Raw genomic sequence first — 25,665 nt, forward strand, 5'->3', positions numbered from 1 at the left:
AGTGGACGGCCAATCAGGCCTTTTGATTCTTGGTGGCGTAATCGACGGCGTTCTGCACCGTCGTGATCTTTTCTGCGTCCTCGTCAGGGATCTCGATGCCGAACTCGTCTTCGAGTGCCATCACGAGTTCCACCGTGTCGAGCGAGTCCGCGCCAAGGTCGGCCACGAAAGCCTTCTCGTTGGTGACCTGGGACTCTTCCACGCCGAGTTGTTCGGCAATGATTTTTTTGACACGTGCTTCGATATCGCTCATTTGTTTCCCTCTAAGGGTTGTAAAGAATCAGTTGATTTTAGCTGGCTGCCATGCAACGTCCGCCGATCCGGAAAGGATTCGCGAATCGCGACGCCGCATCACATGTGCATGCCACCATTGACGTGCAATTCCTGCCCCGTCACGTAGGAAGCTTGCGGCGATGCGAGGTAGGCCACGGCGTGCGCCACGTCGGCCGGCTTGCCCAGGTGCCCCAGCGGGATCTGGGACAGCAGGGCCTGCTGCTGCGCTTCGGGCAGTCGGGAGGTCATGTCGGTCTCGATGAAGCCCGGCGCGACGCAGTTCACGGTGATGTTGCGGCTGCCGAGTTCCCGGGCCAGCGCGCGCGTCATGCCCGCGACGCCGGCCTTGGCGGCGGCGTAGTTGGCCTGACCCGCGTTGCCGGCCGCGCCGACCACGCTGGTGATGCTGATGATGCGCCCGTAGCGCTGCTTCATCATCGGGCGGATCGCCGCGCGCGAGACGCGGAAGACCGCCTTCAGGTTGGTGTCGAGCACAGCGTCCCAGTCATCGTCCTTCAGCCGCATGGCGAGCATGTCGCGCGTGATGCCGGCGTTGTTCACCACGACGTGCAGGCCGCCGTGGGTCTTGACGATGTCCTCGACCAGCGCTTCGAGCGCCGTGCCGTCGTTGACGTCGAGCGCGCGCCCCTGCACGCCGTGCGCGCCCAGGCTGATGGTGATCTTCTGCGCGCTCTCGGCGCTGGTGCCGGTGCCGATCACGGTCAGCCCGCGCTGCGCGAGTTCCAGCGCGATGGCGGCGCCGATGCCGCGCGATGCGCCGGTGACCAGCGCGATCTGGCCTTCGAATTTGGGATTGCTCATGGGGTCGTCAAAAGTTGCCGGGTCTGGTCCAGCGAGGCCGAATCGTAGAGGGCGCCGGAGGCCACGTCGGGTGCGATGCGTTTGACCATGCCTGCGAGCACGCGGCCCGGGCCGCATTCCACGATGGCCTCGACGCCGCGCGCCTGCAGCGCCTGGACCGTTTCGACCCAGCGCACCGGTCCGGCCGCTTGGCGCACGAGCGCGTCGCGGATGCGTGCCGTGTCGGTTTCCACGGCCACGTCGATGTTGTTGATCACCGGGATCCGGGGCGTCTCGATCGACACGGATTCCAGCCGCTCGCGCAAGGCATCGGCGGCCGGCCGCATCAGGCTCGAATGGAACGGGGCCGACACGGGCAGCAGCAGCGCGCGCTTGGCGCCGCCCGCCTTCACGATCTCGCAGGCCTTGTCGACCGCCGCCTTGCTGCCGGCGATCACAGTCTGCATCGGGTCGTTGAAGTTCACGGCTTCGACGACCTCGCCGCTGTCGGCGGCGAAACTCGCCGTCGCCTCGGCGCAACCGTCGACGACCCGGGCCGCTTCCATGCCGAGCACCGCCGCCATGGCGCCGACGCCGACCGGCACCGCCTGCTGCATGGCCTGGGCGCGAAAGCGCACCAGCGGCGCCGCTTGCGCCAGCGTGAGCGCGCCGGCGGCGACCAACGCCGTGTATTCGCCCAGCGAATGACCGGCCAGCACCGCCGGCTGCGCGCCGCCTTCCGACAGCCAAGCACGCCAGGCCGCCACGCCGGCCACCAGCATGACGGGCTGCGTGTTGGTGGTGAGCGCGAGCGCTTCCTTTGGACCGCCCTGGATGAGCGCTCCGATGTCCTCGTCCAGCGCGTCGGACGCTTCGCGCAGGGTCTCGGCGACCGCCGGATGGCCCGCCCATGCGTCGAGCATGCCGACGGCCTGGGAACCCTGGCCGGGAAATACGAAAGCGAAGGATTTCATCGTGTCTCGTTGTGTGCGTGTCGTTCGGCTCGGCGCTGGTGCCGGCGTCGCCGGCCGCCGATCGGGCGAGCTTAAAGATTCAGGAGGACGGCGCCCCAGGTGAAACCCCCACCCACGCCTTCGAGCATCACGGTGTCGCCCTTCCTCACCTGGCCGCCGCGCACCGCGACGTCGAGCGCGAGGGGAATGGATGCCGCCGACGTGTTGCCATGATCGTGCACGGTCACCACCAGCTTCTCCAGCGGCAGCTTCAGCTTCCTGGCCGTGCCCTGCATGATGCGCAGGTTGGCCTGGTGCGGGATCAGCCAGTCGATGTCCTCGGCCGTCTTGCCGGCCTTGGCCAGCGTGGCGCGCGCCGCTTCTTCCAGCACGCGGACCGCCAGCTTGAAGACCGCCTGACCGTCCATGCGCAGCAGGGGCATGCCCAGCACGGCGCCGCCGGAGACCTGGCCCGGCACGCACAGGATATCGACGTACTTGCCGTCGGCGTGCAGGTCGCTCGCCAGGATGCCGGGCTCCTCGCTGGCCTCGAGCACCACCGCGCCGGCGCCGTCGCCGAACAGCACGCAGGTCGTGCGATCGTTGAAATCGAGGATGCGGGAAAACACCTCGGCACCGATTACCAAAGCACAGCGGGCGCTGCCGGTCTTGATCATGGCGTCGGCCACGGTCAATGCGTAGATGAAGCCGCTGCAGACCGCCTGCACGTCGAAAACCGGACAGCCCGCGATTCCCAGCTTGTGCTGCAGGATGGCCGCCGTCGAGGGAAACACCATGTCCGGCGTCGAGGTCGCGACGATGATCAGATCGACATCGGCAGGCACGCGTCCGGCTGCATCGAGAGCACGGCGTGCCGCCTCCAGGCCCAGGTCGCTGCTGGTCACGTCCGGCGCGGCGAAGTGGCGCGCGCGGATGCCGGTGCGCTCGACGATCCACTGATCGGACGTCTCGACGCCGCGTTCGGCGAGTTCGCGGGCCAGATCCTCGTTGGTAAGGCGGCGTGGCGGCAGGTGGCTGCCGGTGCCGGTGATGCGGGAGAAGGAGGTCATCAGGCGTGCAGTGCGGCGGATGCGGTGGCTTCGGCCGGCGCCCCCGGACCTGCGGGATGGTTCCGCGCGAGCAGGGGAGCAGCATGGGCGATGCGGGACCGCACACGGTCGAGCAGGTTGTTGCGGGCGGCATCATAAGCGCGGTCGAGCGCATAGCCGAACGCCAGCTCGTCGGCCGAACCGTGGCTCTTGAACACCAGTCCGCGCAGACCCAGCAGGGCGGCGCCGTTGTAGCGCCGGTGGTCGAGCCGCTTCTTGAGCGACTTGAGCACCGGATAGGACACGAGGGCGGCGAACTTGCTGAACAGGCCGTTCGAATATTCGAAACGCAGGAACTCGACGATCATCGACGCCACGCCCTCGGTCGCCTTGAGCGTGACGTTGCCGACGAAGCCGTCGCACACCACGATGTCGGTCGTGCCCTTGAAGATGTCGTTGCCTTCGACGTTGCCGTAGAAGTTCAGGTCCTGCGAATCGGCGGCGGCACGCAACAGCTGGCTCGCCTTCTTGATCGTCTCGCTGCCCTTGATGGCTTCCTCGCCCACGTTCAGGAGACCGACCGTCGGCGATTCGTTGCCCGTGAGCGCGGAGACCAGCGCCGAGCCGAGCACGGCGAACTGCAGCAAGTCCTCGGCATCGCAATCGACGTTGGCGCCGAGGTCGAGCACCGTCGTGGCGCCGCCCTTGCGGTTGGGCAGTTGCGGTGCGATGGCCGGTCGGTCGATGCCGTCCATGGTCTTGAGCAGGTAGCGCGCGATGGCCATCAGCGCGCCCGTATTGCCGGCCGACACCGCGGCCTGCGCCGCACCGTCCTTGACCTGCTGGATGGCGACGCGCATCGAAGAATCCTTCTTCTTGCGCAGCGCGACCTCCAGGGGATCGTCCATGCCGACGACCTCGGTGGCCGCGACGATGCGGGCACGCGGGTGCGTCATGCCCTCCAGCGCGGCGGGCAGGCCGACCAGCAGCAGCGAGGCTTCCGGATGACGTTCGAGGAATGCGCGACAGGCCGCCAGCGTGATGCGCGGCCCGTGATCGCCGCCCATGCAATCCACGGCGAGCGTGATCACGGGCGGTACGGAAGCGGTTTGGGAGTCGACGACCATCAAAACAAAGGCCCGACGCTACGACAGAAGTAGCTTCGGGCCTTGGCCTTGGCCTTGGATCAGTGGATCAGGATTCGGACTTGGTCTTCAGAACCTTGCGGCCACGGTAGAAGCCGGTCGGGCTGATGTGGTGACGCAGATGGATTTCGCCGGTGGTAGGTTCCACAGCGATGCCGGGCACATCCAGCGCATTGTGGGAACGGTGCATGCCGCGCTTGGAGGGCGACTTCTTGTTTTGCTGGACGGCCATGGTGGCTCCTGACTATTCGGTGAGGTGGGTGGGCTGCGGGGCGGCAAGGAGGTCGGAATCACTGTCCAACTTCGTCGGCGGCGCGCGCGAAGCCTGCGATTATAGCGCGTCGGTGGCGACGCCGCCAATTCAGGATTTGGCAGGGCGCAGGTTGCCCAGCACCGCGAACGGATTGACGCGCTCGCTCCCCTCTTCTTCGAAGGCCGGATCGACCGCCGACAACTGCACCGGCTGCGGACACACGTCGTGACGCGGGGTGATGGGGATGTCCATCAGCAGTTCGTCCTCGATCAACTCGCGCAGGTCGAAGTCCCGTGCGGCCACGAGCACGTCCTCCTCCGAGTTCTCGTCCTCGAGCTCGGCCGTCGCTTCGTCGGGCGCGAAGCGGAACCAGCGATCGACCTGCAGTTCGGTGTCGACCGTCGAGAGGCAGCGCTGGCAGACGAGCGGGAGCACCGCATCGGCCTGCAGATGCAGCCAGGGTTCGGCCGCGCCGGTGGCGCCGGTGCGGCGCTCGCCGGTGGCCTGCCAGCGCACCGTGGGCGGATCGGAGGCATCGGGAGCATCGGGGGCGTCGGACACGGGCGACGTCGGCGCCTCGGTCGCCTCCATCTCGGCGGCCAGGCGCGGGTAGCCGGTCAGGGGTTCTTCACCGGCGAGCATCGCGGCGTTGCCGGCGAAGTCGATCACGTCGAGTCGGGCGGGGGCGGCATCTCTTTTCATCCCGGCCAGTCTAAACGGCTCGCGCACAATTCCGGCCCATGCAACGCCCTCTGATCCTCGCCTCGACCTCGCGCTACCGCCGCGAGCTGCTCGCGCGCCTGCGCCTGCCCTTCGACGTCCACGCACCGGAGGTCGACGAGACCCCGCTGCCCGGCGAGACACCCCTGGCGCTGGCGCAGCGGCTGGCCCTGTCCAAAGCCAACACGATCGCGGCGCGCTTTCCGGAGGCGATCGTGATCGGCTCCGACCAGGTCGCCGACCTCGACGGCGAGCCCCTGGGCAAGCCCGGCGACCACGAGCGCGCCACGGCCCAGCTGCGCCGCATGCGAGGCCGCACGCTGGTGTTCCAGACGGCCGTGGCGGTGGTCTGCGCCGCCAGCGGCTTCGCCCGCAGCGACGTGGCACCGGTGCGCGTGGTGTTCCGGCCCCTGGGCGACGAGGCGATCGAGCGCTACCTGCGCGCCGAGACGCCCTACGACTGCGCCGGCAGCGCCAAGAGCGAGGGCCTGGGCATCGCCCTGCTCGAATCCATCGACAGCGACGACCCGACCGCGCTGATCGGTCTGCCGCTCATCCGCACCGCGCGGATGCTGCGCGCCGCCGGGCTGGAGCTGCTGTGAGCGGGGACGCCACGACCCTCGGCCCCGCGGCCGCGACCGGAAAGGCGGCGCCGGGCCGGCTGTACCTCGTCCCCGCCCCGCTCGACTTCGGCTGCGACGCGCAGGCGCCCCTGCAGGACGCGCTGCCGCTGGGCACGCTGCAGACCGCCGCGCGCATCACGCACTGGATCTGCGAGAACGCGAAATCGGCCCGCGCCTACCTCAAGCGCATCGACGCCGTCGTGCCGCTGGCCCAGCCGCTGCAGGCGCAGCACATCGACGAGCTGCCGCGCGACGTCCACAAGAAAGGCGACCATGCCGGCCAGTTCGACGCCCGGCCGCTGCTCGCCGCGGCGCTGCAGGGCCACGACGTCGGCCTGCTGAGCGAGGCGGGCATGCCGGCGGTGGCCGATCCGGGCTCGTCGGTGGCGCGCGCGGCGCACCTGCTGGGCATCGAAGTGGTGCCGCTGACGGGGCCGGTGTCGCTGCTGCTGGCGCTGGCCGCGAGCGGCCTCAACGGCCAGAACTTCGCCTTCGTGGGCTACCTGCCGCAGGACGCCGACGAGCGCGTCAAGCGCATCCGGGAACTGGAGGCGCTGGCGTTGCGCACCGGCCAGACCCAACTCTTCATCGAGACGCCTTACCGCAACGCCGCGCTGCTGCAGGCGCTCAAGCAGTCGCTGCAGCACCACACCCGCCTGGCGGTGGCGCGCGGCCTGACTCTCCCGGGCGCCAGCGTGCGCAGCGACACGGTCAAGGGCTGGCGCGCCGCCGCGCCCGAGACGGCCGACACACGCCTGCCGGCCGTCTTCGCGATCGGGCGCTGATGACGACGGCTCACACCACCGCCACCCCCGGCACCGCCATCGACCGCGCGCCGTTGTCCGCCGCCACGCGCTGGGCCTCGCGCACGCAGTTCTTCTGCGCCGGCTTCATCTTCGCGACCTGGGGCGTGCACATCCCCACCGTCAAGGCGCATTACGGCATCGACGAGGCCCAGCTCGGCCTGGCGCTGCTGGCCGCGGGCATCGGCGCCCTGCTGGGCATCTCGCAGGCCGGTCGCGTCATCGGTCGCCATGGCGCGCGCTTCGTCTGCGGCTTGTGCGGCACGGTCTACGCCTTGCTGCTGACCGGCCTGATCGCAATGCCCGGCCTCGCCGGCCTGCTGGCCCTGCTGGTGCTGTTCGGCCTCGTCACCAGCGTGTTCGACGTCGCCATCAACACCGAGGCCGCGCAGATCGAGATGCGCAGCGGACACCCCCTGATGAGCGGCATGCACGGCATGTTCAGCCTCGGCGGGATGGCCGGAGCGCTCACCGGCGGCGCCGCGCTCGCCGCCGGGCTGCCGCCGCAGCGGCACCTGCTGCTGGTGGCCGGCGCGATGGTGCTGGCCGTGGCGCTGGCGACGACCCGCATGCTGCCGAACGCGCTCACCGCGACCGAGCGCGGCGCCCACGGCGACACGGGCGGCTTCCGGCTGCCGCGCGGGGCGCTGGCGATCCTGGGCGCGCTGGCGGCGCTGGGGTTGATCGCCGAGGGCGCCATCTACGACTGGAGCGTGCTCTACCTGCAGCAGGAGCTGGGCAGCCCGCAGCAGCAGGCCGCGCTGGCCTACGGCAGCTTCTCGGCCGCCATGGCCGCCGCGCGCTTCGGCGGCGACGCGCTGCGCAAGCGTTTCGAGCCCGCCGTGCTGGTGCGCGGCAGCGCGCTGCTGGCGGCCGCGTCGATGACGCTGGTGCTGGTCACGTCGACGCCGTGGATCGCCCTGGCGGGCTTCGCCGGCGTGGGCATCGGGTTCGCCAACGTGGTGCCGGTGCTGTTCGCCGCCTCGGCGCAGGTGCCGGGCGTGCCGCCGGCGCAGGGCATCGCCTCGGTCTCGGCGATGGCCTACCTCGGCTTCATGACCGGGCCGCCGGTCATCGGCTTCCTGGCCCGCGTCAGTTCGCTCACGCTCGCGCTGTGCGTGGTGGTGGCCTTCGCGCTGGCGCTGGCCGTGGCGGCGCGCCACGCCAATCCCAGGCACTGAGCGCGGACGTGAAAAAGCCGGCCCGCGCGAACCGCGCGGCCGGCTTGTCCCTGTGGGTCGGACGACGCGTGCGTCAGCGCAGGGCCGGCACCGCGTGCAGGGCGCGAACCGAGGCATCGCCCATGGCGGCGCCGAACTTCTTGGCCAGCTTCTCGGCGACGTTGTCGCGCCGGGTGTAGTCGCTGATCTCCTCGGCCTTGATGACCTCGCGCGCCACGTAGTCGACGTTGCCCACGTGGTCGGCCAGCCCCAGTTCGATGGAACGCTGGCCGCTCCAGAACAGGCCGCTGAACAGGCCGGGCGTGTCGAGCTTGAGCCGGTCGCCGCGTCCCGCCTTCACGACGTCGATGAACTGCTGGTGGATCTGCTCGAGCATCTGCTGCGCGTAGGCGCGCTGCGCGTCGCTCATGGGGCTGAACGGATCGAGGAAGCCCTTGTTCTCGCCCGCGGTGATCAGGCGCCGCTCGACGCCGAGCTTCTCCATGGTGCCGGTGAAGCCGAAGCCGTCCATCAGCACGCCGATGCTGCCGACGATGCTGGCCTTGTCGACGTAGATGGCGTCGGTGGCCGAGGCGATGTAATAGGCGGCCGAAGCGCACATCTCCTCGACCACGGCGTAGACCGGCTTGTCGTGCTTGGCCTTCAGGCGCTTGATCTCGTCGCTGATGATGCCGGCCTGCACCGGACTGCCGCCGGGCGAGTTGATCAGCAGGACCACACCCTTGGCGCCGGCGTCCTCGAAGGCCATCTTGAGCGCGGCCACCACGAACTCGGCACTGGCGTCGGCCCCGTCGGCGATCTCGCCCTTGATCTCCACGACGGCGGTGTGCGGCGCGGCGGTGGTCGTGACGGTGTTGGCGCGCGAGATGCCCAGCCAGGCCAGGAAGATGAAGAAGGCCAGCCAGGCCAGACGCACGAAGGTCTTCCAGCGGCGCGCGGCGCGCTGTTCGCGCAATGAGGCGAAGGCGAGCTTCTCGAGCGTGGCGCGCTCCCAGCCGGGCGTGGAGGTCGGGTCGGTCTTGGACATGGAGGGATGGACTGCGGAAGACGCCGGAGGGCGTTCGAAAGGTTCGAAACCCTGGGGTTCCGTGCGGGTCGGTTCGGTCATCGGAAGGAACGGGCTTGAGGCTAGAAAGCCACCGGGCGAAGGTTCCAGGCAGTATGCCAGTGCACCACGCCATCGCTCTCGCTCAGGTCGATCTTCACCAGGGCGCCACGGCACGGCCCGCCGCCGCACTCGCCGGTGTCGGGCCGGTAGGCGGCGCCGTGCGACGCGCACAGCAGCCACTGTCCGGAGTCGTCGAAGAAGCGGTCGGGCTGGTAGTCCATCTCCATCGCGACGTGGGTGCAGCGATTGAGGTAGGCGTGCGCCGACCCCTCGAAACGGATCGCGAAGGCGCGGCAGGTCTCGCCGGCGTACGTGATGTCGAACGGCACGGCCAGGCCGCCTTCGACCAGATCGGCCGACCGGCACAGGGGAATGGTCTCGCTCTCGGTGTCGCTCATGGGGAAAGCTCCTGGGTGGTTCGGGCGTTTCGGGTGATCTCAGGCGTGGTCGACCAGCCAGCGGTGCAGGTCGGCGACCGAATGCGCCACGTGCAGCGGCGCCAGCGCGTCGAAGCTCGCCGGCTCGTGCGCGCCGTAGCTCACCCCGACGCTCGCGCAGCCGGCGTTGATGGCGAGCTGCAGGTCGTGCGTGGTGTCGCCGATCATCAGCGTGCGCGCGGCGGGCACGTCCAGCTCCTCCATCAGTTCGAGCAGCATGCGCGGATGCGGCTTGCCGGAGGTCTCGTCGGCGGTGCGGGAGGCGTCGAAGCGGTCGCGCAGCGCGGAGGTGGCCAGCACCTCGTCGAGTCCGCGGCGCGACTTGCCCGTGGCGACGGCCAGCCGGTGGCCGCGCGCGCGGAGCGCGTCGAGCATCGGCAGCACGCCGTCGAACAGCACGACATCGTCCTGGCGCTTCACGTGGTGGTAGCGATAGCGCGCGCCGAGTTCCATGTACTTCTCCCGGGGCACGTCGGGCGCGGCGCGCGCCAGCGCTTCGGCCAGGCCCAGGCCGATCACCCAGGTGGCGTCGCGCAGGCTCGGCCGGGCGCCGCCGACGTCGACCACCGCGTCCTGGATGCATTGCGCGATCAGCGCCGTGGAGTCGTAGAGCGTGCCGTCCCAGTCGAAGGCGATCAGGTCGAAGCGGCGGGAGGAGGATTCGGTCATGGGGTGCCGGTGGGTGCCGGGGTCGGGGTCGGTTGTCGGGCCAGCGTGTCGAGCACGTCCGCCGGCATCAGCGCGCGCAGTTCGGGCGGCAGGTCGGCCTGCAGCGCCATGCGCTCGCCGGTCGCCGGATGGGTGAACTGCAGCCGCCACGCATGCAGGAACATGCGTCTGAGGCCGAGCTTCTGCAAGGCGCGATTGCGTTCGAAGACGCCGTACTTGTCGTCGCCGGCGATGGGATGGCCGGCGGAGGCCAGGTGGACGCGGATCTGGTGGGTGCGCCCGGTCTTGATCGTGACGGCCAGCAGCGACATCGCCGTCGCGTCGCCCGCGAGCCGGACCGGAGCGATCACGCGCACCAGCGTGACGGCGCTCATCGCGTCGGGATGGTCCTTGGCCACGACCCGCACCCGGCGCTCGCCCTCGGCCGCGCCGGCGGTCGCCGGCAGCAGGTAGCGCGCCAGCGGCGCATCCATCACCTTGCGGTTGGCCGGCCAGGCGCCGTCGACCAGCGCCAGGTAGGTCTTGCCGGTCTCGCGCTCGCGGAACTGCGCCTGCAGGGCGGTCAGCGCGCTGCGGCGCCGGGCGACCAGCAGGATGCCGGAGGTCTCGCGGTCCAGCCGGTGCACGAGTTCCAGGAACTTCGCGCCGGGGCGCGCCGTGCGCAGCTGCTCGATGACGCCGAAGCTCACGCCGCTGCCGCCGTGCACCGCCACGCCGGCGGGCTTGTCGATCGCCAGCAGCGACTCGTCCTCGTGCAGCAGGGGGAACTCGCGCGCCGGCGCACGCTCGGCGCCCTCCTCCGGCGGACGTTCCGCCACCCGCACGGGCGGCAGCCGCAGCACGTCGCCGACCGCCACGCGCGTCTCGGCCTGGACGCGGCCCTTGTTCAGGCGCACCTCGCCCGAACGGATGATCCGGTAGACGTGCGTCTTGGGCACGCCCTTGAGGTGACGGAAGAGAAAGTTGTCCAGACGCTGCCCGGCGGATTCTTCATCCACCGTAACAAACCGGACCTCCGCGGCCGTGGGCTGCGGCTTCGCACCTATAATATTTTTCACCAGCGTGGTCTTGTAAGTGCTTGATTAAACAGAAGTTTAGAGCACCGCCGAGCGCGCTGTGAGGTCGATGCCGCTCCGGTGCCGAGACTGCAAACCCCGCGCTTGAGCGCCAGGTGGCAGACGCTGCACCCCAGTCAAGCCGACGCCCACGAAACACCGATACGGAATACCCAGCCGGCCGCTTCCAAGCAGCCGGCGGATCGAAGCGAGTTCTCTCTAGTGTTGATGCTGCTGCTGATTCACCGCTGCCTGCGCAAACCGACCTGGCCGTTGCCAGCGGCCCGCGGCATCGGGTCACCCGTGGCGCGCGCCCTCCCGGCGCGACCGGCTGACCGCGACGCGGCCCATCGACATCACCCCGGGCTCGCACCCATCCACGCGCCACCACCCCCCCTGCTGCCGTCGAGCTGAGGCTCGACAGGGCCGCCGGCGTTCGCGCCGCGGGCCGAGGCAACCGGGACATCGCGGCAATTCCCCCTCGTTTCACCGGCGTCGTCCGTGCATCGTTGGCCCGTCATGGGCCGGTTCGAACGCATACATACAAGGACAACGCACCATGAAGCGGATGTTGATCAACGCCACGCAGCCCGAAGAGCGCCGCCTGGCCATCGTCGATGGGCAGAAACTCCTCGACTACGAAATCGAGATCGAAGGGCGCGAGCAGCGCAAGGGCAACATCTACAAGGCCGTCGTCACGCGCGTCGAGCCTTCGCTGGAAGCCTGCTTCGTCGACTACGGCGAGGACCGCCACGGCTTCCTGCCGTTCAAGGAGATCTCGCGCCAGTACTTCGCCGAAGGCGTCTCCGCCAGCCAGGCCCGCATCCAGGACGCGATCCGCGAGGGCCAGGAACTGGTCGTGCAGGTCGAGAAGGAGGAGCGCGGCAACAAGGGGGCGGCGCTGACCACCTTCGTCTCGCTGGCCGGCCGCTACGTCGTGCTGATGCCCAACAACCCGCGCGGCGGCGGCGTCTCGCGCCGCATCGAGGGCGACGACCGCGCCGAGCTCAAGGAGGCGATGGACCAGTTGGAGTATCCCAAGGGCGCCAGCATCATCGCCCGCACCGCCGGCATCGGCCGCTCGGCGCCCGAGCTGCAGTGGGACCTGAACTACCTCCTCAAGCTCTGGAGCGCCATCGACGGCGCCGCCAAGGGCGCCAAGGGCGCCTTCCTGATCTACCAGGAATCCAGCCTCGTCATCCGCGCCATCCGTGACTACTTCAATCACGACATCGGCGACATCCTGATCGACACCGACGACATCTACGAGCAGGCCCAGCAGTTCATGGCGCACGTCATGCCCGAGCATGCCGCCCGCGTGAAGCGCTACCGCGACGACGCGGCGCTGTTCAGCCGCTTCCAGATCGAGCACCAGATCGAGTCGGCCTACGCCCGCACGGTGCAGCTGCCCTCGGGCGGCGCCATCGTGATCGACCACACCGAGGCGCTGGTCTCGGTCGACGTCAACTCGGCGCGCGCCATCAAGGGCGGCGACATCGAGGAGACCGCGACCCGCACCAACCTCGAGGCCGCCGACGAGGTGGCCCGCCAGATGCGCCTGCGTGACCTCGGCGGCCTGATCGTCATCGACTTCATCGACATGGACGAGTCGAAGAACCGCCGAGAGGTCGAGAGCCGCCTGCGCGACGCCCTGCGCCAGGACCGCGCCCGCGTGCAGTTCGGCTCGATCAGCAAGTTCGGCCTGATGGAGATGAGCCGCCAGCGCCTGAAGCCGGCGCTCTCGGAGGGTTCGTCGATCCCCTGCCCGCGCTGCGGTGGCTCGGGCCACATCCGCGACACCGAGTCGAGCGCGCTGCAGATCCTGCGCGTGATCCAGGAGGAGTGCCTGAAGGACCACACGGCGGCCGTGCACGTGCAGGTGCCGGTCGAGGTGGCCTCGTTCCTGCTCAACGAGAAGCGCCCCGAGATCGCCAAGATCGAGCTCAAGCAGCGCGTGACCGTGCTGATGGTGCCCAACAAGACGATGGAGACGCCCAACTACCGTCTCGAACGCCTGAAGCACGACGATCCGCGCCTCGACCACATCGAGGCCAGCTACAAGATGGCCGACGAGATCGAGGACCCGACCTCCGTCACGCGCCGCTCGCAGGAGCCGACCAACAAGCAGACGCCGGTCATCAAGGGCGTGCTGCCCGATGCGCCGGCACCCGCGGCCGTGCCGCGTCCGGAGCCGGTGCGTCCGGCCGCCGCCGCCGCTCCGGCCCGGGCTCCCGCGCCGGCCCCGGCACCTGCTCCGGCACCGGCCGCGGCGCCGGCGGAGACCGGTTTCTGGGCCATGCTCAAGAACTTCTTCGGCTTCGGCACGCCGGTGGCGGCGCCTGCGGCACCGGCGGCGGCGCCGGCACCCGCGCCGTCCGCCCCGACCGCCGAAGGACCCCGGACCGGACGTCGCGAAGGCGGCCGAGGCGGTCGCGACGGCGAGGCACGCGGCGCGCGCGACGGCGAAGCGCGCCGTGGCGGACGCGGCGAAGGCCAGGGCGGTCGCGGTGGCGAAAGCCGCTCGGGCCGCGACGGCGAGCGCCGCGGCGGACGCGGCGGCGAGCGTCGCGACGGCGAACGCCGCGAGACCGGCGAAGTCCGCGGCGAGTTGCGTGCCGACGGTCCGGCGCGCGAGCCCCGCGAGGCGCGCGAACCCCGCGAGCCGCGTGAAGGCCGCGAGGGCACGCGCGAACCGCGCGAGGCGCGTGCGCCGCGCGACGGCGAGCGCCGTGGTGGACGCGGTCCGCGCTCCGAAGGCGACGTCCGTCCCCTGGTGAGCGAACTGACCGAAGGTGCCGTGGTCGAAGGCGCTTCGGCCCTCCCCGACGCACCGTCGGGCGATGCGCCGCCGACCACGACCGAGCGGACTCCGCGCGGCCGCGGCCGCGAGCGTGGCGAACGCAGTGAGCGCGGTGAGCGCCCGGAACGCGGTGAGCGCGCCGAGGCCGGCGAACCGTCGGCACGTGCCGACGACCGCCAGGACGGCCGCCCGGCCGAGCGCGAACCTCGCAACGGACGCGAGCGCAGCGTCTATGCGTCCCGCGACCCGGGCTTCGCCGCGCAATCCGAAGCCGCCCCGGCGGCGACGCCGGAACTCGCGACGTCGGAGACCGACGAACGCCCGCCGGTGTCCGAGCGCACGGAGCGTCCGGCACGCGGCGACGACGCGGGCGGACGGCGTCGCGAGCGTCGTCCCGAAGGCGGCGGCATGCGTGACGAGCGCACCGCACCGTCATCGGTGGCCGCAAGCCATGAAGGATCCTCGCCGGTCTTGTCCCCGACCGGCGAAGAGGATGCCGGCAACGTGCAGGCCGTCGACGCGGCGGGCACGGGAACTGGTGAAGCGCCCGCGCGTCGCGATGGCGAGGAGCGACGTGGTCGCTCGCGCGATCGCTACGGTCGCGACCGCCGCGAGCGGGGTCCGCGCGACGACACCGTTCCCCCGCTGCAGGAGCAGGCCGTGGGAGACGCGACCCGGGAGGAGGAGGCCCCACGTCAGGGTTCCGTCAAGACCGAAGAGGCACGGATCGCCGCCTTTGTGCCCGAAAAAGCACACTCTTCCTTCTCCCCGCCAGCCGGTTCGGACTTGGCAGAGGGTCATCTGGTGAGCATGGGTAACAACCCTGACGTGCGCCCGAAGCCCGAAGCAGCACCGGTCGATGTCGACTCCGAGTCCGATGGCGGCCTGCCCAAGGTCCGGCCTTTCGAACTGCCCGTGGCGGCATTGATACAGGTGGCTGAAGGATCAGGCCTACAGTGGGTCAACTCCAATGCGGAGCGTATCGCCCAGGTCCAGGCCGCGATCGCCGCCGAGCCCGCAGCGATCCACGTGCCGCGCGAACGACCGCCGGTCGTCGTGGTCGACGAAGGCCCGCTGGTGCTGGTGGAAACGAAGCGCGACCTCGCCAAAACCGTCCTGCCTTTCGAGCGTTCCGCACGCGTCGAGGAGAGTCAGGCACGCTGAATCGGCTTCCGCCGTTCGACCTCGTGAAGCCGGGGCATCGCAGGATGCTCCGGCTTTTTTTCATGGCGCGTTGTCTGACATAGAGATCACCAGCTGTAACAGCCTCGTGTTTTCACAAAGGTGCATCGAGCACGTGATATTTCGCACATTCTCCTAGCCCAATTGCCTTGACAGAGGAACATTGGAGGTTTGTCTTTACTGAGCGTTTACCCGGATCTTTTTTAGATTTAGTTACTACTTGGCGTACGAATTCATTACAGGCATGATGCAATGCTGCATTGCACAACCGAGGATCGTGTGAAAAATTACTCGTTTCACACCTCGCGCATCGTTGATTTGAGGCCTTCTTCTACGGACAGACTAGAACGAATGTGTTCAAATTCTTTCTGTTAGTAGTAAAGCGTTACAACAACTTTGCTGTAAGGCAGCTCTTTGAGGGGAATCCCAAATGTTTCGTTCTGATTCGACCGCGCAAGCCAATCTGGTTCGTCGACTGCCCCGTGGCGGTGGAGATTCCCAGCCTGCTCCCGCCCACGTCCAGCCTCGCCAGTTCACCCTGACCGAGCGTGCGGCCAAGCGCACGATGGACATCGTGGGCGCGTTGGTGTTCTTCGCGATTTTCGGTCCGCTCTACGTGCTGGTGGCGCTCGGCGTGCGCATCAGCATGGGCACGCCGGTACATTTCGGCCAAACCCGCATGGGCGTGGACGGCAAGACCTTCCGCTTCTTCAAGTTCCGCTCGATGGTGCGCAATTCCGAGGACATCCTCGACGACTACCTGAGCAAGAACGACGAAGCCCGCAAGCAGTGGGACACCTTCCAGAAGCTCGACAACGATCCGCGCATCACGCCCCTGGGTCACTTCATCCGCAAGCTGAGCCTGGACGAGCTGCCGCAGTTCTGGAACGTGCTCAAGGGCGACATGAGCATCGTCGGTCCCCGCCCCTGCATGGAGCGCCAGCGCAGCCTCTACGGCAAGACCTGGGGCCACTACTGCGCCGTGCGTCCGGGCCTGACGGGTCTGTGGCAGGTCAGCGGCCGCAACCGTCTGTCGTACGCCCAGCGCGTCGAGCTCGACGCCCAGTACGTCAACGAGTGGTCGCTCTGGCTGGACATCAAGATTCTTGCGAAAACTGTCTATACCGTGATTTCCGGCGATGGCTCGCGCTGACCACAGGCGCTAGCATCCAGACCGCGGCCTGAAAGAAGGCCGCATGCGATCGCGACGCGCGGTCGGACCAACGGGGCGGAGCTCGCGGCGACAGCCACGATTTCCCGCCTCGTTTACATTTGTTCACTCTTGCAGACGTCCACTCCCATGAACGAGTTCCAGAAGCGCATCTATGTCGCCGGCCATCGCGGCATGGTGGGCAGCGCCATCGTGCGCCGCCTGACGGCCCAGGGCCACACCCGCCTCATCACGCGCACGCACGCCGAACTCGATCTGACCGACCAGGCCTCGGTGCGTCGCTTCTTCGCCGTCGAGAAACCCGACGAGGTGTACCTGGCGGCGGCCAAGGTCGGCGGCATCCACGCCAACGCCACCTATCCGGCGGACTTCCTCTACGACAACCTGATGCTGGAAGCCAACCTGATCCACGAGGCCTGGCGCAGCGGCGTGCGCAAGCTGCTGTTCCTCGGGTCGAGCTGCATCTACCCGCGCCTGGCGCCCCAGCCGATGGCCGAGGACGCGCTCCTCACGGGCAAGCTCGAGCCGACCAACGAGCCCTACGCCATCGCCAAGATCGCCGGCATCAAGCTCTGCGAGAGCTACAACCGCCAGCACGGCACCGATTTCCGCAGCGTCATGCCGACCAATCTCTACGGTCCGGGCGACAACTACCACCCCGAGAACAGCCACGTCCTGCCGGCGCTGATCCGCCGCTTCCACGAGGCCCGCGTCACCGGCACGCCCGTCGTCACGATTTGGGGCACGGGCACGCCCAAGCGCGAGTTCCTGTACGTCGACGACATGGCCGCGGCCTGCGTGCACGTGATGAACCTGCCGCACGAGAACTACGCCGCCTCGACCGAGCCGATGAACAGCCACATCAACGTGGGCAGCGGCGAGGACCTCTCGATCCTGGAACTGGCACGTCTCGTGAGCGACGTGGTGGGCTATCGCGGCGAGATCCGCTGCGACGCCGACAAGCCCGACGGCGCGCCGCGCAAGCTGCTGGACATCTCGCGCATCCGCGAGCTGGGCTGGACGCCGACCGTGGCCCTGCGCGAAGGCATCGAGAGCGCCTACGAGGACTTCAAGGCCTACTTGGCCAGCATGTCGGCCCAGGCCTCGCCCGTCGGCGCCCACTGAAGACGATGTCCACGATGCAAGGCAGCGGAGCGTCGTCGTTGCAGCTCATCTATCCGGGGACCGGCGGTGTGCTGGACTACGCGGCGAAGATCGCCGACGCGATCCAGGCGCCGGTCGTTGAGTACTCGCACGACACGGACACGTCGGGCTGGTCGGGCGACCTGCTGCTGCTGCACTACTCGAACTACGGCTACCAGAAGCGCGGCATCCCGACCTGGATGCCCGGACACGTCCGCGAGTTGCGCAAGCGCTTCAAGGTCCTGGGCGTCATCTTCCACGAGTTGTATGCCTTCGGGCCGCCCTGGCGCTCGGAGTTCTGGCTGAGCGGCTTGCAGCGGCGCATCGCGCGCGACACCCTGCGGCAGGCCGATTTCTGGCTCACCAACCGCGAGGACGCGGCTCGCTGGCTGCGCGGTTCCTCCGGGACCACCGTGGCGCCGCATCGCGTCGTGCCGGTCTTCTCGAACATGGGCGAGCCCGCGGTCGCCGACCTCGGCGCTGCGCGCGAGCCGACGCTGATCGTCTTCGGCGGCGGTCCGGCGCGCGCGCGGACCTACGCCTGGAACGGCGGCGAGATCCACGCGTTCGCCCAGCGTCACGGCCTGCGCATCCACGACATCGGCCCGCCGCTGCCCGACGAGGCGACGACGCGTCGCCTGGTGCAGGAAGGCGCCGTCGTCCACGGCCTCCTGTCCGAGGAGCGGGTGAGCGCGGCCATGCGTTCGGCCGCCTTCGGCGTGGTCGAGTACACGACCTTCGACACCGCAAAGAGCGGCATCTTCGCGGCCTACGCGGCGCACGGGATGTGCCCCATCCTGCTGTGGCGCGACTACGATGTGCACGACGGCCTGCGGGCCGGGGTCAACTACGCCGCCGGCTTCGGGGCCCTGGATGCCCTGGGCACCGGCGACCTCCTCGCCCAGGCGGCACGGATCGGCCGTGCCGCGCGGCAGTGGTACGAACCGCACCGCGTCGACGCCCACGTCGACGCCCTGAAAACCCTCAGCGCAGAGGCCCGACCATGACGCCCACGACATCCGTTCCCCTTCCGTCACGCCTGGCACGCCCCCCCGTCGCCGCGACGCGACGCGCGGTCAGCGCCAGTCCGCCGATGAAGATGAGCCGGGCCGGCTACGCCTTCATTGTCGTGCTGCTGACGGTGGTGTTCGAAGGCGCCATCCGGAAATGGATCACCTCCGGAGCCACGGCACCCCTGCTGCTGCTGCGCGACGGACTGGCCCTCTACCTCGTCTTCCATGCCTGGCGCGGCGGTCATCTGCAGCGCCACGCCAAGATCACGACGGTGATGGTGGCGTGGACGTGCTGCGTCCTGGTCTGGAGCCTGATGCAGATCATGGCCGGCGAGAGTTCCCCGCTGCTGCTGGCGGTCGGATTGCGCTTCTGGCTGCTCTACAGCTGGCTCGCGGTGGCCGCCGCCGCGGCGATGAATCAGGCCGATTACCGCGCCGCCATCCGTGTCGTGGCGCTGCTGATGCTCATGCTCGCTCCGCTGGCGGTGCTGCAGCACTATTCGTCGCAGGGTTCGACCATCAATCGCCAGATCGACGGCGACGAGGACAGCGTGTTCGTCGTGGTGGCGGGCGTGGTGCGTACCACGGGCACGTTCAGCTTCACCTCCGGCTACGCGGCCTTCATCCTGCTGGCGGCACCGCTCATCCTGGGCTACCTCGGCACGCGCAAGTACGCCAAGCGGCAGTGGGTGTTCGCCCTGGTGGTGTTCGCCGCCCTGCTCGCGGGCAGCGTGGTCAGCGGTTCGCGCACGGCCGTCCTGTCCGCCGGCGGTCTGCTCGCCGCCTACGTCGCCGGCCGCGTGGTGCTGTCGCGGGGCCGCGAGCGGCCCGCGGCGATCATCGCCGCGCTCATGGTGCTGCTGCTCGTGTGTGCCTTCGCCTACTTCTTCTCCGACGCCGTCAGCGCCACGCAGGAGCGCTTCGAGACGGCGGCGGGCGACGAGAACTTCCTGGAGCGCCTGACCGCCGTGTTCTTCGGCGAGCCGACGGTGATGGCCGCCTTCAACTGGCTGGGCTCGGGCATCGGCACCGGCTCCAACCTCGCCACCTCGCTGAAACCCGGCGCCGACAACTTCGGCCTGGCCGAATCGGAAGCCGGCCGGATCCTGCTCGAAGGCGGGCTGCTCGGCTTCGCCTACATCGCGCTGAAGATCGCGGTGCTCATGGCCGCCCTGGTGCACAGCTGGCGCCTCTCTTTCCGCAGCCACTCCCCCTTCCCCATGCTCATGGCCCTCGCCCTGCTGCTGGGTCTGTTCACCTGGCCGGCCATCGGCCAGCTGAGCGCCAACGCCATGCTGGGCCTGCTCCTGGCCTTCTACCTGCTGATGTGCAAATACCCCACGGCCGATCTGTTCCCCAAGAAGCGCCGATGAAGATCCTGGTCTACGGCATCAACTTCGCTCCGGAACTCACCGGCATCGGCAAGTACTCGGGCGAGATGGTGGCCTGGCTGGCCGCACGCGGCCACGACGTGCGCGTCGTCACCGCGCCGCCCTACTATCCCGAATGGAAGGTCTGGCCCGGCTACAGCGCCATGCGCTACGCCACCGAGACCTGGAACGGCGCGCGCGTCTACCGCACGCCCGTCTGGGTGCCGCGCAAGGTCAACGGCCTGCGTCGCCTGATCCACTTGGCGAGCTTCGCGCTGGCCAGCATTCCCGCCCTGCTCGCGCAGTGGCGCTGGAAGCCCGACGTGGTCTGGATGACCGAGCCGCCCCTGTTCTGCACCCCGGGCGGACTCGCCTTCGCCCGGTTGCGCTCGGCCGCAGCCTGGCTGCACATCCAGGACTACGAGATCGACGCCGCCTTCGAGCTGGGCCTGCTCAAGGGTCCGCGGCTGCGTGCCGCCGTGACCCGCGTCGAGCGGGCCCTGATGGGATGCTTCGATCGCGTCTCCACCATCTCCCAGCGCATGCTCGAGCGCGCGGCCAGCAAGGGCGTGGCGCCGAAGCGGCTGGTCTCGTTCCCGAACTGGGCCGACGTGACGGCGATCCGGCCGCTCACCGCGGCGAGTCCGTTCCGCGCCGAACTCGGCATCGCGGAGGACACCGTGGTCGCGCTCTATTCGGGCAACATGGGCGGCAAGCAGGGCCTCGATGTCCTGGCCGACATGGCCGTCCTGCTGCGCGACGTGCCGAACATCGCCTTCGTCTTCTGCGGCATGGGCTCCGGCCGCGCCGACCTGATGGCGCGCTGCGGCAGCCTGTCCAACGTCTATTTCATGGACCTGCAGCCGGTCGAGCGCCTGGGCGACCTCCTGGGCCTCGCCGACATCCACCTGCTGCCCCAGCGCGCCGACGCCGCCGACCTGGTGATGCCGTCGAAGCTGACCGGCATGCTCAGCAGCGGCCGGCCCGTGCTGGCCGGTGCGCGGGCCGACACCGAACTGGGCCAGGTCGTCGCGACCTGCGGGCGCATCGTGCCGCCCGAGGACGCCCACGCCTTCGCCGACGCCATGCTCTCGCTCGCCTCGCAGCCCGAGCTGCGGCGCGAACTCGGTGCGAAGGCCCGCGCCTGCGCCGAGGCGCGTTTCGCGCGCGACGCCGTGTTGGAGCGCTTCGAGCGCGACCTGCAGACCTGCATCGACGCGCGGCGCGCCCGCTAGAGGCCGCTTCCTCGCGCATCGGCATCGGCCGGCCGGGTCTTCTCCGGCGGCGCACCGGCCGCCGACCAGACGCTGTCCTCGATGCCCTCGCGCGTCCGGCGCGCGGTGGCGCGCGCCATCCAGGCCAGGCACAGGGCGCCCGCGAACGCCGTGGCGTCTACGCCCGGCGCCACCGGCGAGAACCCGGCCCAGGGGGCCCAGGCGGGAATCGTCCACGCCAGCAGGGTGGTCAGGGGAATCGCCAGCGTCGCCAGGCCGGCGCACCACAGCAGCGGGACGACGCCGCGCGCCGCGCCACGTCCGAACGCCCAGGCGACGCAGGCGAGGAAGGTGGCGTAGTACACCCCCTGGTGCCAGACGGCGGGATCGTCGACCCGGTCCTGCAGCCACCGGCTGGCCGCGATCATCAGCGAGATGCCGCAGAGACTGCCCAGGCACACACCCACGGTGGCCGACGCCATCCACCGCGTGTCGCGCCGCTGCACGGGCACCGGGGCGTTCCCGAGCGCCCGGCGGCGGCGCGACTCGATCCACAGCAGGTTGCCGCTGTAGAACAGCCAGGCGCCCGCCAGTCCCAGCAGGAAGTACATCCATTGCACCGGCGTGCCGCCGAAGGACGCCATGTGCAGCGCGAAGAAGCTGGCCAGCAGCAGGTTGGGCGGGTCCTGGCGTCCCGGCAGGGCCTCCGTGCTCAACACCCTGCCGCTGTAGGGATCGAGCAGCGCGAAGCCGCCCCGCGCGCGCATCGAGACGGCCCCGGCGTCCCGGCCCCACACGCGGACCGTGGCGCGCGGCCCCGTCACGGCCTGGTACTGAAGCTCGGTGGGCTCGAAGCCGGGCGCCAGCGCACGCGCGCGCGCCAGCAGCTCGGCCGGGGCGAGCAGGGTCGCGGGATCGCGCCGCGGCGCGGCCTCGGCCCCGCGGGCCGGCCGCTGGAAGGCCGTGGCCCACTTGCCGTCGTGGATCAGGCGGTCCTGCACGAGGTAGATGCCGTCGTGGAAGGCGAAGACGACGGCGGTGAGCGCCATGACCAGATGGAACGGCAGGCTGACGATGCCGACCACGTTGTGCGCGTCCAGCCACATGCGCTTGAGGTTGCGGCCCAGTCGCAGCGCGAAGAAATCCTTGACGAGCGTGGGCAGCAGCACGACGACGCCCGACAGCAGCGCGATCGCGTACAGCACGGCCACCACGCCCATGACCCAGCGGCTCGGATCGTTGTCGAACGGCAGGCCGACGACCCGGTGCAGCGTGTCGATGAACGGGCCCAGGGGCGATGGCCGCGTCGCCTCGATGCGCAGGTCGTCCGCCGCGTCGAGGTGCGCGGCGTGGTGGCGCACCGCCTGCGCGTCCTCCTCGTCGGCGTCGGGGTCGCGCACCTCCCAGGTCATCGCCACCGACCGGTCGTCGCCCGCCGCCAGCCGCAGGACGAAACCCTGGGCGACCTGCGGCCGGGCCGCGAGGGTGCGGGCGATCAGGGACGCCGCCCGCTCCAGCGGCACCGCGCGAACCGATGCCTGCGACGTCGACCAGCGCGACAGGGGTTCCTTGAAGACGGTCAACGCACCGGCGTAGAAGGCGATGAACAGCGCGAGGCCGCTGACGATGCCGGTCCAGGTGTGGACCGACTTGTAGATACGGACGAATTCGGTTCGCATGACGATCGGCCTACGACGATCCCGCGCGCAGCCACAGCCAGGCGCCGTGGACGAGCAGGTTGGCGAGCGCGAGCCAGGACCAGGCCCGCGCGCCGCTCTGGAAGAAATACACCGTGCCCCACAGGCCCAGCCACAGCGGCGTCACCAGCCACATGGCGATCTGGCCGCGCACGGCGAGCGGCAGCCCGGCACCGAGCTGCGTGAAGACCCCGCTGGCTCCGAGCGCGAAGCCCAGGCCCAGCAGGGCCCCGGCCAGCGTCTTGGCGATCCAGTCGCGGCGCACCGGCGCCGTCCGGGTCCGCGTCACTTCGCCGCTCCCCGCCGAAGCGCCAGCCAGGCGCCGATGCCGGGCAGCAGCGTGAACGACAGCATCACCAGCGTGACGAACACGAACGCCGCCGTGGTGCGCTGCATGCCCTGCGCGAGCGTGGCGATGCTCGCCACCAGCATCGCCGCGCCCGCCGCGCGTGCCCGGCGCGCCGGCCAGGGCCGGTGCAGCCATTGCTGGTGGCGGGCGGCGAGGTAGACGCACAGGCAGCCCGTCACCGCCAGCACCATGCCGGCGAGCGCGAAGGCGGCGGCGTCCATCAGAAGTCCACGGTGACCGACGCGCTGACCGTGCGCGCCGCGCCCAGGGTGGCGATCGGCGTGGTGTCGCTGAACGTGCCGGCGTAGTAGTGCCGATCGAACGCGTTGAGGACGTTGAGCCGCAGGACCGTCCGGCGCCCGGCGACCTGCGTCGCATAGCGCGCGCCGAGCTCGACCTCGCTCCAGCCGGGCAGCTTCAGCGTGTTCGCCGCGTTGAGGTACTGGCTCGAGCTGGTGACGAGGCGTCCGCTCCAGGTCAGGCCGGCGACCGGGGTGTCGAACTCCACCCCCAGGTTGCCCTGCCAGCGCGGCGCCCCGACGGCCGTCCGGCCGTCGTTCAGGCCGCCGGCCGTGCGCGTCTGAACGCCCTGGGTGTAGGCGACGCCGCCGAGCAGCCGGACGCCGCGCGTCGCTTCGCCGAAGGTGTTCCATTCCAGACCGCGCACGCGCTTCTCGCCGCCGTCCGACGCATCGTTGCCGTTCACGGCGATGAGCATCGGCTTGGCGATCTCGAACACGCTCGCCGTGTTGCCGAAGCGGCCCGCGTTCCACTTGACGCCCGCTTCCTTCTGCACCGTCTTGTAGGGCGCGAAAGTGAAGTTGCGGACGTACGTGGGCGTGGTGATGGTGTCGCCCTTGCTCAGGCCTTCGACGTAGTTGGCGTACAGCGAGACGTCCGGACCCCAGGGCTTGAACACCACCGCCGCCGCCGGGGTCGTGGCGCTCCTGTCGTAGCGCGCGCTCGTCGCGCCCGCCGGATTGAAGTTCGCCGTCTCGACCGTCTGGTGGCGCACGCCCAGGGTCAGGCGCACCGCGTCGTCCAGCATGGACAGCGTGTCGATCAGCGCGGTGCTGGAGAGCGTGCTGTCGCTGGACTTCGGCGCCGCCACCGGCGTGGCCGGCAGGGCCTTGAAGACCGGCGCGTAGATGTTGGTGGTGAAGAGCGAGGTGGCGCTGGCCGCGCCGGACTCCTGCGTCAGCCGCGAGGCCTGCAGCACCACCTCGTGGCCCACTCGGCCCGTGGTGCCGTTGAAGCGCAGTCCGGCCTCGGAGGACGTCGCGTCGTCGTAGCCGCGCGAGGCGACCGTGAGGGAGCTGGTGCTGGTGCCCGCGGCGTTGATGCTGCGCACGTGCGTGCCGTTGATGAAGCCCGCGTAGTCGTGCCGGCGGGTGCCGATGCCCGCGAACGCCGACAGGTGGGCATCGAAGGCGTACTCGGCGCGGGCGACCACGGCCTTGCTCTCCAGATCGCCCTGGGCGGCGGGAAACTGGTTCACGCCCGGATCGGGGGCCGTCGGCAGCACCGTGCCGCCGATCCAGAACATCGCCGGCGTCCCGCCCCTGAACGACTCCTTGCTGGTGTACGCGTCGAGCGAGGCCTTCAGCGCGCCGCCACGGTAGTCGAAGCCGCCCGAGAGGAATTCGCGCCGCTTCGACTGGCCGTCGAGCGCGGTGCGCCCGTCGCTGAACGAACCGTTCACGCGGGCGCCCCAGACCTTGTCTTCCCCGAAGCGGCGGCCGAGGTCGAACTGGGTGCCCACCTGGCTGGACGACTGGGCGCCGAGGGACACGCGATTCAGGGGCTCGTCGGCGGCCCGCTTGGGCACCAGGTTGATCGCGCCGCCGACCGCGCCGCTGGGCGACATGCCGCCCAGGAGCGCGTTGGGACCGCGCAGCAGTTCGACGCGCTCGAACATCTCGACCGGCGTGTGACCGGCGGGCAGCAGGCCGAACATGCCGTTGAGGGCCAGGTCGTTCTGCCCGACGTCGAAACCGCGGATGCGGAAGTTCTCGTAGGCGTGTCCGCCGGACGTGGTGAAGCGCACCGACGCGTCGTTGGCGAGCACGTCGGCGATCGTGCGCGCGCCCTGGTTCTCGATCAGCTCGGCGGTGTAGCCCGTGACGCTGAACGGCGCGTCCATCGCATCGACGTTGCCGAGCGCGCCGAGCCGCGCGCCGCGCGCGACCTGCCCTCCCGCGTACGGCGCGGGGAGGCTCTCCGCGGTGTCCGTGTCGGCGGTCACGGTCACCGTCGGCAGGGAGGCTCCCGCGGTCTGGGCAGAAGCGGCGGCGGACCAGAGCATGCCGCCGGCCAGCATCGCGGGACCGACCAGCCGCACGGGCAGCGGCAGCGGCCGCGATCCCTGGCCGTCGCGTCGTCTACGTCCGGCAGGGCCGCCGGGATGCTGCGCGCGATGGCGTCGCACGTGTGTCATGTTGTTTTCCTTTGTGTGACAGGTTGAGGAATTCGCCTGCTCGGGGACGTCGGCGAACGGCCGGAACCGGAATTCCTCCCCGTTTCCATACCCCCGATTCAACAATGCGAATCATTCTCATTATATTCACAAGGGAAATCGTCCGATCGATTCGAAGATGCCGCCCGCCCCTTCTCCGGACGCAGAAAAGCCATCGGCGCCTCATGGGCGCCGATGGCT

The 25,665-nt window shown here is 69.7% G+C and carries 24 protein-coding genes; 9 read left to right on the forward strand and 15 right to left on the reverse strand.

All coding sequences use genetic code 11. The features are described from left to right. Positions 1 to 13: 13 nt before the first annotated feature. The 7 genes from acpP to ABID77_RS07350 all read right to left on the reverse strand — a co-directional run bounded on the left by acpP (position 14) and on the right by ABID77_RS07350 (position 5,176). Positions 14 to 253, reverse strand: coding sequence for an acyl carrier protein (acpP, locus tag ABID77_RS07320; protein WP_007830471.1), 240 nt, complete (start codon positions 251 to 253; stop codon positions 14 to 16). Positions 254 to 351: 98 nt separating this feature from the next. Continuing rightward, the gene (fabG, locus tag ABID77_RS07325) at positions 352 to 1,095 is read right to left on the reverse strand and encodes a 3-oxoacyl-ACP reductase FabG (protein WP_429592938.1); all 744 of its coding nucleotides are present in this window, start codon (positions 1,093 to 1,095) and stop codon (positions 352 to 354) included. Continuing rightward, positions 1,092 to 2,048, reverse strand: coding sequence for an ACP S-malonyltransferase (gene fabD / locus ABID77_RS07330; RefSeq protein ID WP_429592941.1), 957 nt, complete (start codon positions 2,046 to 2,048; stop codon positions 1,092 to 1,094). Before fabD ends, fabG begins: the two co-directional genes overlap by 4 nt. 71 nt (positions 2,049 to 2,119) lie before the next feature. After that, the gene (locus ABID77_RS07335; RefSeq protein ID WP_429592944.1) at positions 2,120 to 3,097 is read right to left on the reverse strand and encodes a beta-ketoacyl-ACP synthase III; all 978 of its coding nucleotides are present in this window, start codon (positions 3,095 to 3,097) and stop codon (positions 2,120 to 2,122) included. Next, positions 3,097 to 4,167 (reverse strand): phosphate acyltransferase PlsX, encoded by a 1,071-nt coding sequence (gene plsX / locus ABID77_RS07340; protein WP_429592947.1) that lies wholly within the window; start codon positions 4,165 to 4,167, stop codon positions 3,097 to 3,099. Before plsX ends, ABID77_RS07335 begins: the two co-directional genes overlap by 1 nt. 103 nt (positions 4,168 to 4,270) lie before the next feature. Then, positions 4,271 to 4,453 (reverse strand): 50S ribosomal protein L32, encoded by a 183-nt coding sequence (gene rpmF, locus ABID77_RS07345; RefSeq protein ID WP_429592950.1) that lies wholly within the window; start codon positions 4,451 to 4,453, stop codon positions 4,271 to 4,273. 129 nt (positions 4,454 to 4,582) lie between these two features. Continuing rightward, positions 4,583 to 5,176: a YceD family protein gene (locus tag ABID77_RS07350; protein ID WP_429592952.1), complete on the reverse strand. Its 594-nt coding sequence runs from the start codon at positions 5,174 to 5,176 to the stop codon at positions 4,583 to 4,585. Between the two features lie 38 nt (positions 5,177 to 5,214). On the opposite strand from ABID77_RS07350, the gene ABID77_RS07355 reads away from it, so the two are divergent. From ABID77_RS07355 to ABID77_RS07365, 3 genes are read left to right on the forward strand one after another with little or no spacing between them, the layout of a single operon-like run. Further along, positions 5,215 to 5,796, forward strand: a complete 582-nt coding sequence (locus ABID77_RS07355; RefSeq protein ID WP_429592955.1) for a Maf family nucleotide pyrophosphatase — start codon at positions 5,215 to 5,217, stop codon at positions 5,794 to 5,796. Next, complete coding sequence (locus ABID77_RS07360; protein ID WP_429592958.1) at positions 5,793 to 6,602, forward strand: SAM-dependent methyltransferase; 810 nt, start codon at positions 5,793 to 5,795, stop codon at positions 6,600 to 6,602. The genes ABID77_RS07355 and ABID77_RS07360 overlap by 4 nt, the downstream gene beginning before the upstream one ends. Next, on the forward strand, positions 6,602 to 7,801 hold the full coding sequence (locus tag ABID77_RS07365; RefSeq protein WP_429592961.1) for an MFS transporter: 1,200 nt from the start codon (positions 6,602 to 6,604) through the stop codon (positions 7,799 to 7,801). Before ABID77_RS07360 ends, ABID77_RS07365 begins: the two co-directional genes overlap by 1 nt. Positions 7,802 to 7,874: 73 nt before the next feature. On the opposite strand, the gene ABID77_RS07370 is transcribed toward ABID77_RS07365, so the two are convergent. The 4 genes from ABID77_RS07370 to ABID77_RS07385 are packed head-to-tail and all read right to left on the reverse strand — an operon-like array spanning position 7,875 to position 11,073. Then, positions 7,875 to 8,909, reverse strand: a complete 1,035-nt coding sequence (locus ABID77_RS07370; RefSeq protein ID WP_429592964.1) for a S49 family peptidase — start codon at positions 8,907 to 8,909, stop codon at positions 7,875 to 7,877. Positions 8,910 to 8,929: 20 nt separating this feature from the next. After that, positions 8,930 to 9,307 (reverse strand): Rieske (2Fe-2S) protein, encoded by a 378-nt coding sequence (locus ABID77_RS07375; RefSeq protein WP_429592967.1) that lies wholly within the window; start codon positions 9,305 to 9,307, stop codon positions 8,930 to 8,932. Between the two features lie 39 nt (positions 9,308 to 9,346). Next, positions 9,347 to 10,015, reverse strand: a complete 669-nt coding sequence (locus ABID77_RS07380; RefSeq protein WP_429592970.1) for an HAD-IA family hydrolase — start codon at positions 10,013 to 10,015, stop codon at positions 9,347 to 9,349. Continuing rightward, positions 10,012 to 11,073: an RluA family pseudouridine synthase gene (locus ABID77_RS07385; protein ID WP_429592972.1), complete on the reverse strand. Its 1,062-nt coding sequence runs from the start codon at positions 11,071 to 11,073 to the stop codon at positions 10,012 to 10,014. The genes ABID77_RS07380 and ABID77_RS07385 overlap by 4 nt, the downstream gene beginning before the upstream one ends. 556 nt (positions 11,074 to 11,629) lie before the next feature. On the opposite strand from ABID77_RS07385, the gene ABID77_RS07390 reads away from it, so the two are divergent. The 6 genes from ABID77_RS07390 to ABID77_RS07415 all read left to right on the forward strand — a co-directional run bounded on the left by ABID77_RS07390 (position 11,630) and on the right by ABID77_RS07415 (position 20,984). Further along, positions 11,630 to 15,034: an Rne/Rng family ribonuclease gene (locus tag ABID77_RS07390; RefSeq protein WP_429592975.1), complete on the forward strand. Its 3,405-nt coding sequence runs from the start codon at positions 11,630 to 11,632 to the stop codon at positions 15,032 to 15,034. 583 nt (positions 15,035 to 15,617) lie between these two features. Beyond that, on the forward strand, positions 15,618 to 16,205 hold the full coding sequence (locus ABID77_RS07395) for a sugar transferase (RefSeq protein WP_429592978.1): 588 nt from the start codon (positions 15,618 to 15,620) through the stop codon (positions 16,203 to 16,205). A 147-nt stretch (positions 16,206 to 16,352) separates the two neighbouring features. Continuing rightward, entirely contained in the window at positions 16,353 to 17,348 is a 996-nt protein-coding gene (gene fcl, locus ABID77_RS07400) for a GDP-L-fucose synthase (RefSeq protein WP_429592981.1), read from the forward strand. Positions 17,349 to 17,353: 5 nt separating this feature from the next. Next, positions 17,354 to 18,373, forward strand: a complete 1,020-nt coding sequence (locus tag ABID77_RS07405) for a hypothetical protein (RefSeq protein WP_429592984.1) — start codon at positions 17,354 to 17,356, stop codon at positions 18,371 to 18,373. Continuing rightward, positions 18,370 to 19,752 carry an O-antigen ligase family protein gene (locus tag ABID77_RS07410; RefSeq protein WP_429592986.1) on the forward strand — a complete coding sequence of 461 codons (1,383 nt, stop codon included), beginning with the start codon at positions 18,370 to 18,372 and terminating at the stop codon, positions 19,750 to 19,752. The genes ABID77_RS07405 and ABID77_RS07410 overlap by 4 nt, the downstream gene beginning before the upstream one ends. Beyond that, positions 19,749 to 20,984 (forward strand): glycosyltransferase WbuB, encoded by a 1,236-nt coding sequence (locus ABID77_RS07415; protein ID WP_429592989.1) that lies wholly within the window; start codon positions 19,749 to 19,751, stop codon positions 20,982 to 20,984. Before ABID77_RS07410 ends, ABID77_RS07415 begins: the two co-directional genes overlap by 4 nt. On the opposite strand, the gene ABID77_RS07420 is transcribed toward ABID77_RS07415, so the two are convergent. Genes ABID77_RS07420 through ABID77_RS07435 form a run of 4 tightly spaced genes read right to left on the reverse strand, consistent with a single transcriptional unit; the run spans position 20,981 to position 25,446 of the window. Beyond that, positions 20,981 to 22,642, reverse strand: coding sequence for a PepSY-associated TM helix domain-containing protein (locus ABID77_RS07420; protein ID WP_429592992.1), 1,662 nt, complete (start codon positions 22,640 to 22,642; stop codon positions 20,981 to 20,983). The two genes, ABID77_RS07415 and ABID77_RS07420, sit on opposite strands and share 4 nt — an antisense overlap. A 10-nt stretch (positions 22,643 to 22,652) precedes the next feature. Continuing rightward, a complete protein-coding gene (locus tag ABID77_RS07425) occupies positions 22,653 to 22,949 on the reverse strand; it encodes a hypothetical protein (protein ID WP_429592995.1) in 297 nt (98 codons plus the stop codon). Next, positions 22,946 to 23,230 (reverse strand): hypothetical protein, encoded by a 285-nt coding sequence (locus ABID77_RS07430; protein WP_429592998.1) that lies wholly within the window; start codon positions 23,228 to 23,230, stop codon positions 22,946 to 22,948. Before ABID77_RS07430 ends, ABID77_RS07425 begins: the two co-directional genes overlap by 4 nt. Next, positions 23,230 to 25,446, reverse strand: a complete 2,217-nt coding sequence (locus ABID77_RS07435; protein WP_429593001.1) for a TonB-dependent receptor — start codon at positions 25,444 to 25,446, stop codon at positions 23,230 to 23,232. The genes ABID77_RS07430 and ABID77_RS07435 overlap by 1 nt, the downstream gene beginning before the upstream one ends. Positions 25,447 to 25,665 lie beyond the last annotated feature (219 nt).

Origin of the sequence: Variovorax sp. PvP013, assembly GCF_050435945.1 — a bacterium.
Taxonomy (GTDB): Bacteria; Pseudomonadota; Gammaproteobacteria; order Burkholderiales; family Burkholderiaceae_C; genus Variovorax.

What these genes read in the sequence shown, in the direction of transcription:
- acpP (WP_007830471.1), bottom strand. Translation starts at nt 253, where the DNA reads ATGAGCGATATCGAAGCACGTGTCAAAAAAATCATTGCCGAACAACTC.
- fabG (WP_429592938.1), bottom strand. Translation starts at nt 1,095, where the DNA reads ATGAGCAATCCCAAATTCGAAGGCCAGATCGCGCTGGTCACCGGCGCA.
- fabD (WP_429592941.1), bottom strand. Translation starts at nt 2,048, where the DNA reads ATGAAATCCTTCGCTTTCGTATTTCCCGGCCAGGGTTCCCAGGCCGTC.
- ABID77_RS07335 (WP_429592944.1), bottom strand. Translation starts at nt 3,097, where the DNA reads ATGACCTCCTTCTCCCGCATCACCGGCACCGGCAGCCACCTGCCGCCA.
- rpmF (WP_429592950.1), bottom strand. Translation starts at nt 4,453, where the DNA reads ATGGCCGTCCAGCAAAACAAGAAGTCGCCCTCCAAGCGCGGCATGCAC.
- ABID77_RS07350 (WP_429592952.1), bottom strand. Translation starts at nt 5,176, where the DNA reads ATGAAAAGAGATGCCGCCCCCGCCCGACTCGACGTGATCGACTTCGCC.
- ABID77_RS07355 (WP_429592955.1), top strand. Translation starts at nt 5,215, where the DNA reads ATGCAACGCCCTCTGATCCTCGCCTCGACCTCGCGCTACCGCCGCGAG.
- ABID77_RS07365 (WP_429592961.1), top strand. Translation starts at nt 6,602, where the DNA reads ATGACGACGGCTCACACCACCGCCACCCCCGGCACCGCCATCGACCGC.
- ABID77_RS07370 (WP_429592964.1), bottom strand. Translation starts at nt 8,909, where the DNA reads ATGACCGAACCGACCCGCACGGAACCCCAGGGTTTCGAACCTTTCGAA.
- ABID77_RS07375 (WP_429592967.1), bottom strand. Translation starts at nt 9,307, where the DNA reads ATGAGCGACACCGAGAGCGAGACCATTCCCCTGTGCCGGTCGGCCGAT.
- ABID77_RS07380 (WP_429592970.1), bottom strand. Translation starts at nt 10,015, where the DNA reads ATGACCGAATCCTCCTCCCGCCGCTTCGACCTGATCGCCTTCGACTGG.
- ABID77_RS07390 (WP_429592975.1), top strand. Translation starts at nt 11,630, where the DNA reads ATGAAGCGGATGTTGATCAACGCCACGCAGCCCGAAGAGCGCCGCCTG.
- ABID77_RS07395 (WP_429592978.1), top strand. Translation starts at nt 15,618, where the DNA reads ATGGACATCGTGGGCGCGTTGGTGTTCTTCGCGATTTTCGGTCCGCTC.
- fcl (WP_429592981.1), top strand. Translation starts at nt 16,353, where the DNA reads ATGAACGAGTTCCAGAAGCGCATCTATGTCGCCGGCCATCGCGGCATG.
- ABID77_RS07405 (WP_429592984.1), top strand. Translation starts at nt 17,354, where the DNA reads ATGTCCACGATGCAAGGCAGCGGAGCGTCGTCGTTGCAGCTCATCTAT.
- ABID77_RS07410 (WP_429592986.1), top strand. Translation starts at nt 18,370, where the DNA reads ATGACGCCCACGACATCCGTTCCCCTTCCGTCACGCCTGGCACGCCCC.
- ABID77_RS07415 (WP_429592989.1), top strand. Translation starts at nt 19,749, where the DNA reads ATGAAGATCCTGGTCTACGGCATCAACTTCGCTCCGGAACTCACCGGC.
- ABID77_RS07420 (WP_429592992.1), bottom strand. Translation starts at nt 22,642, where the DNA reads ATGCGAACCGAATTCGTCCGTATCTACAAGTCGGTCCACACCTGGACC.
- ABID77_RS07430 (WP_429592998.1), bottom strand. Translation starts at nt 23,230, where the DNA reads ATGGACGCCGCCGCCTTCGCGCTCGCCGGCATGGTGCTGGCGGTGACG.
- ABID77_RS07435 (WP_429593001.1), bottom strand. Translation starts at nt 25,446, where the DNA reads ATGACACACGTGCGACGCCATCGCGCGCAGCATCCCGGCGGCCCTGCC.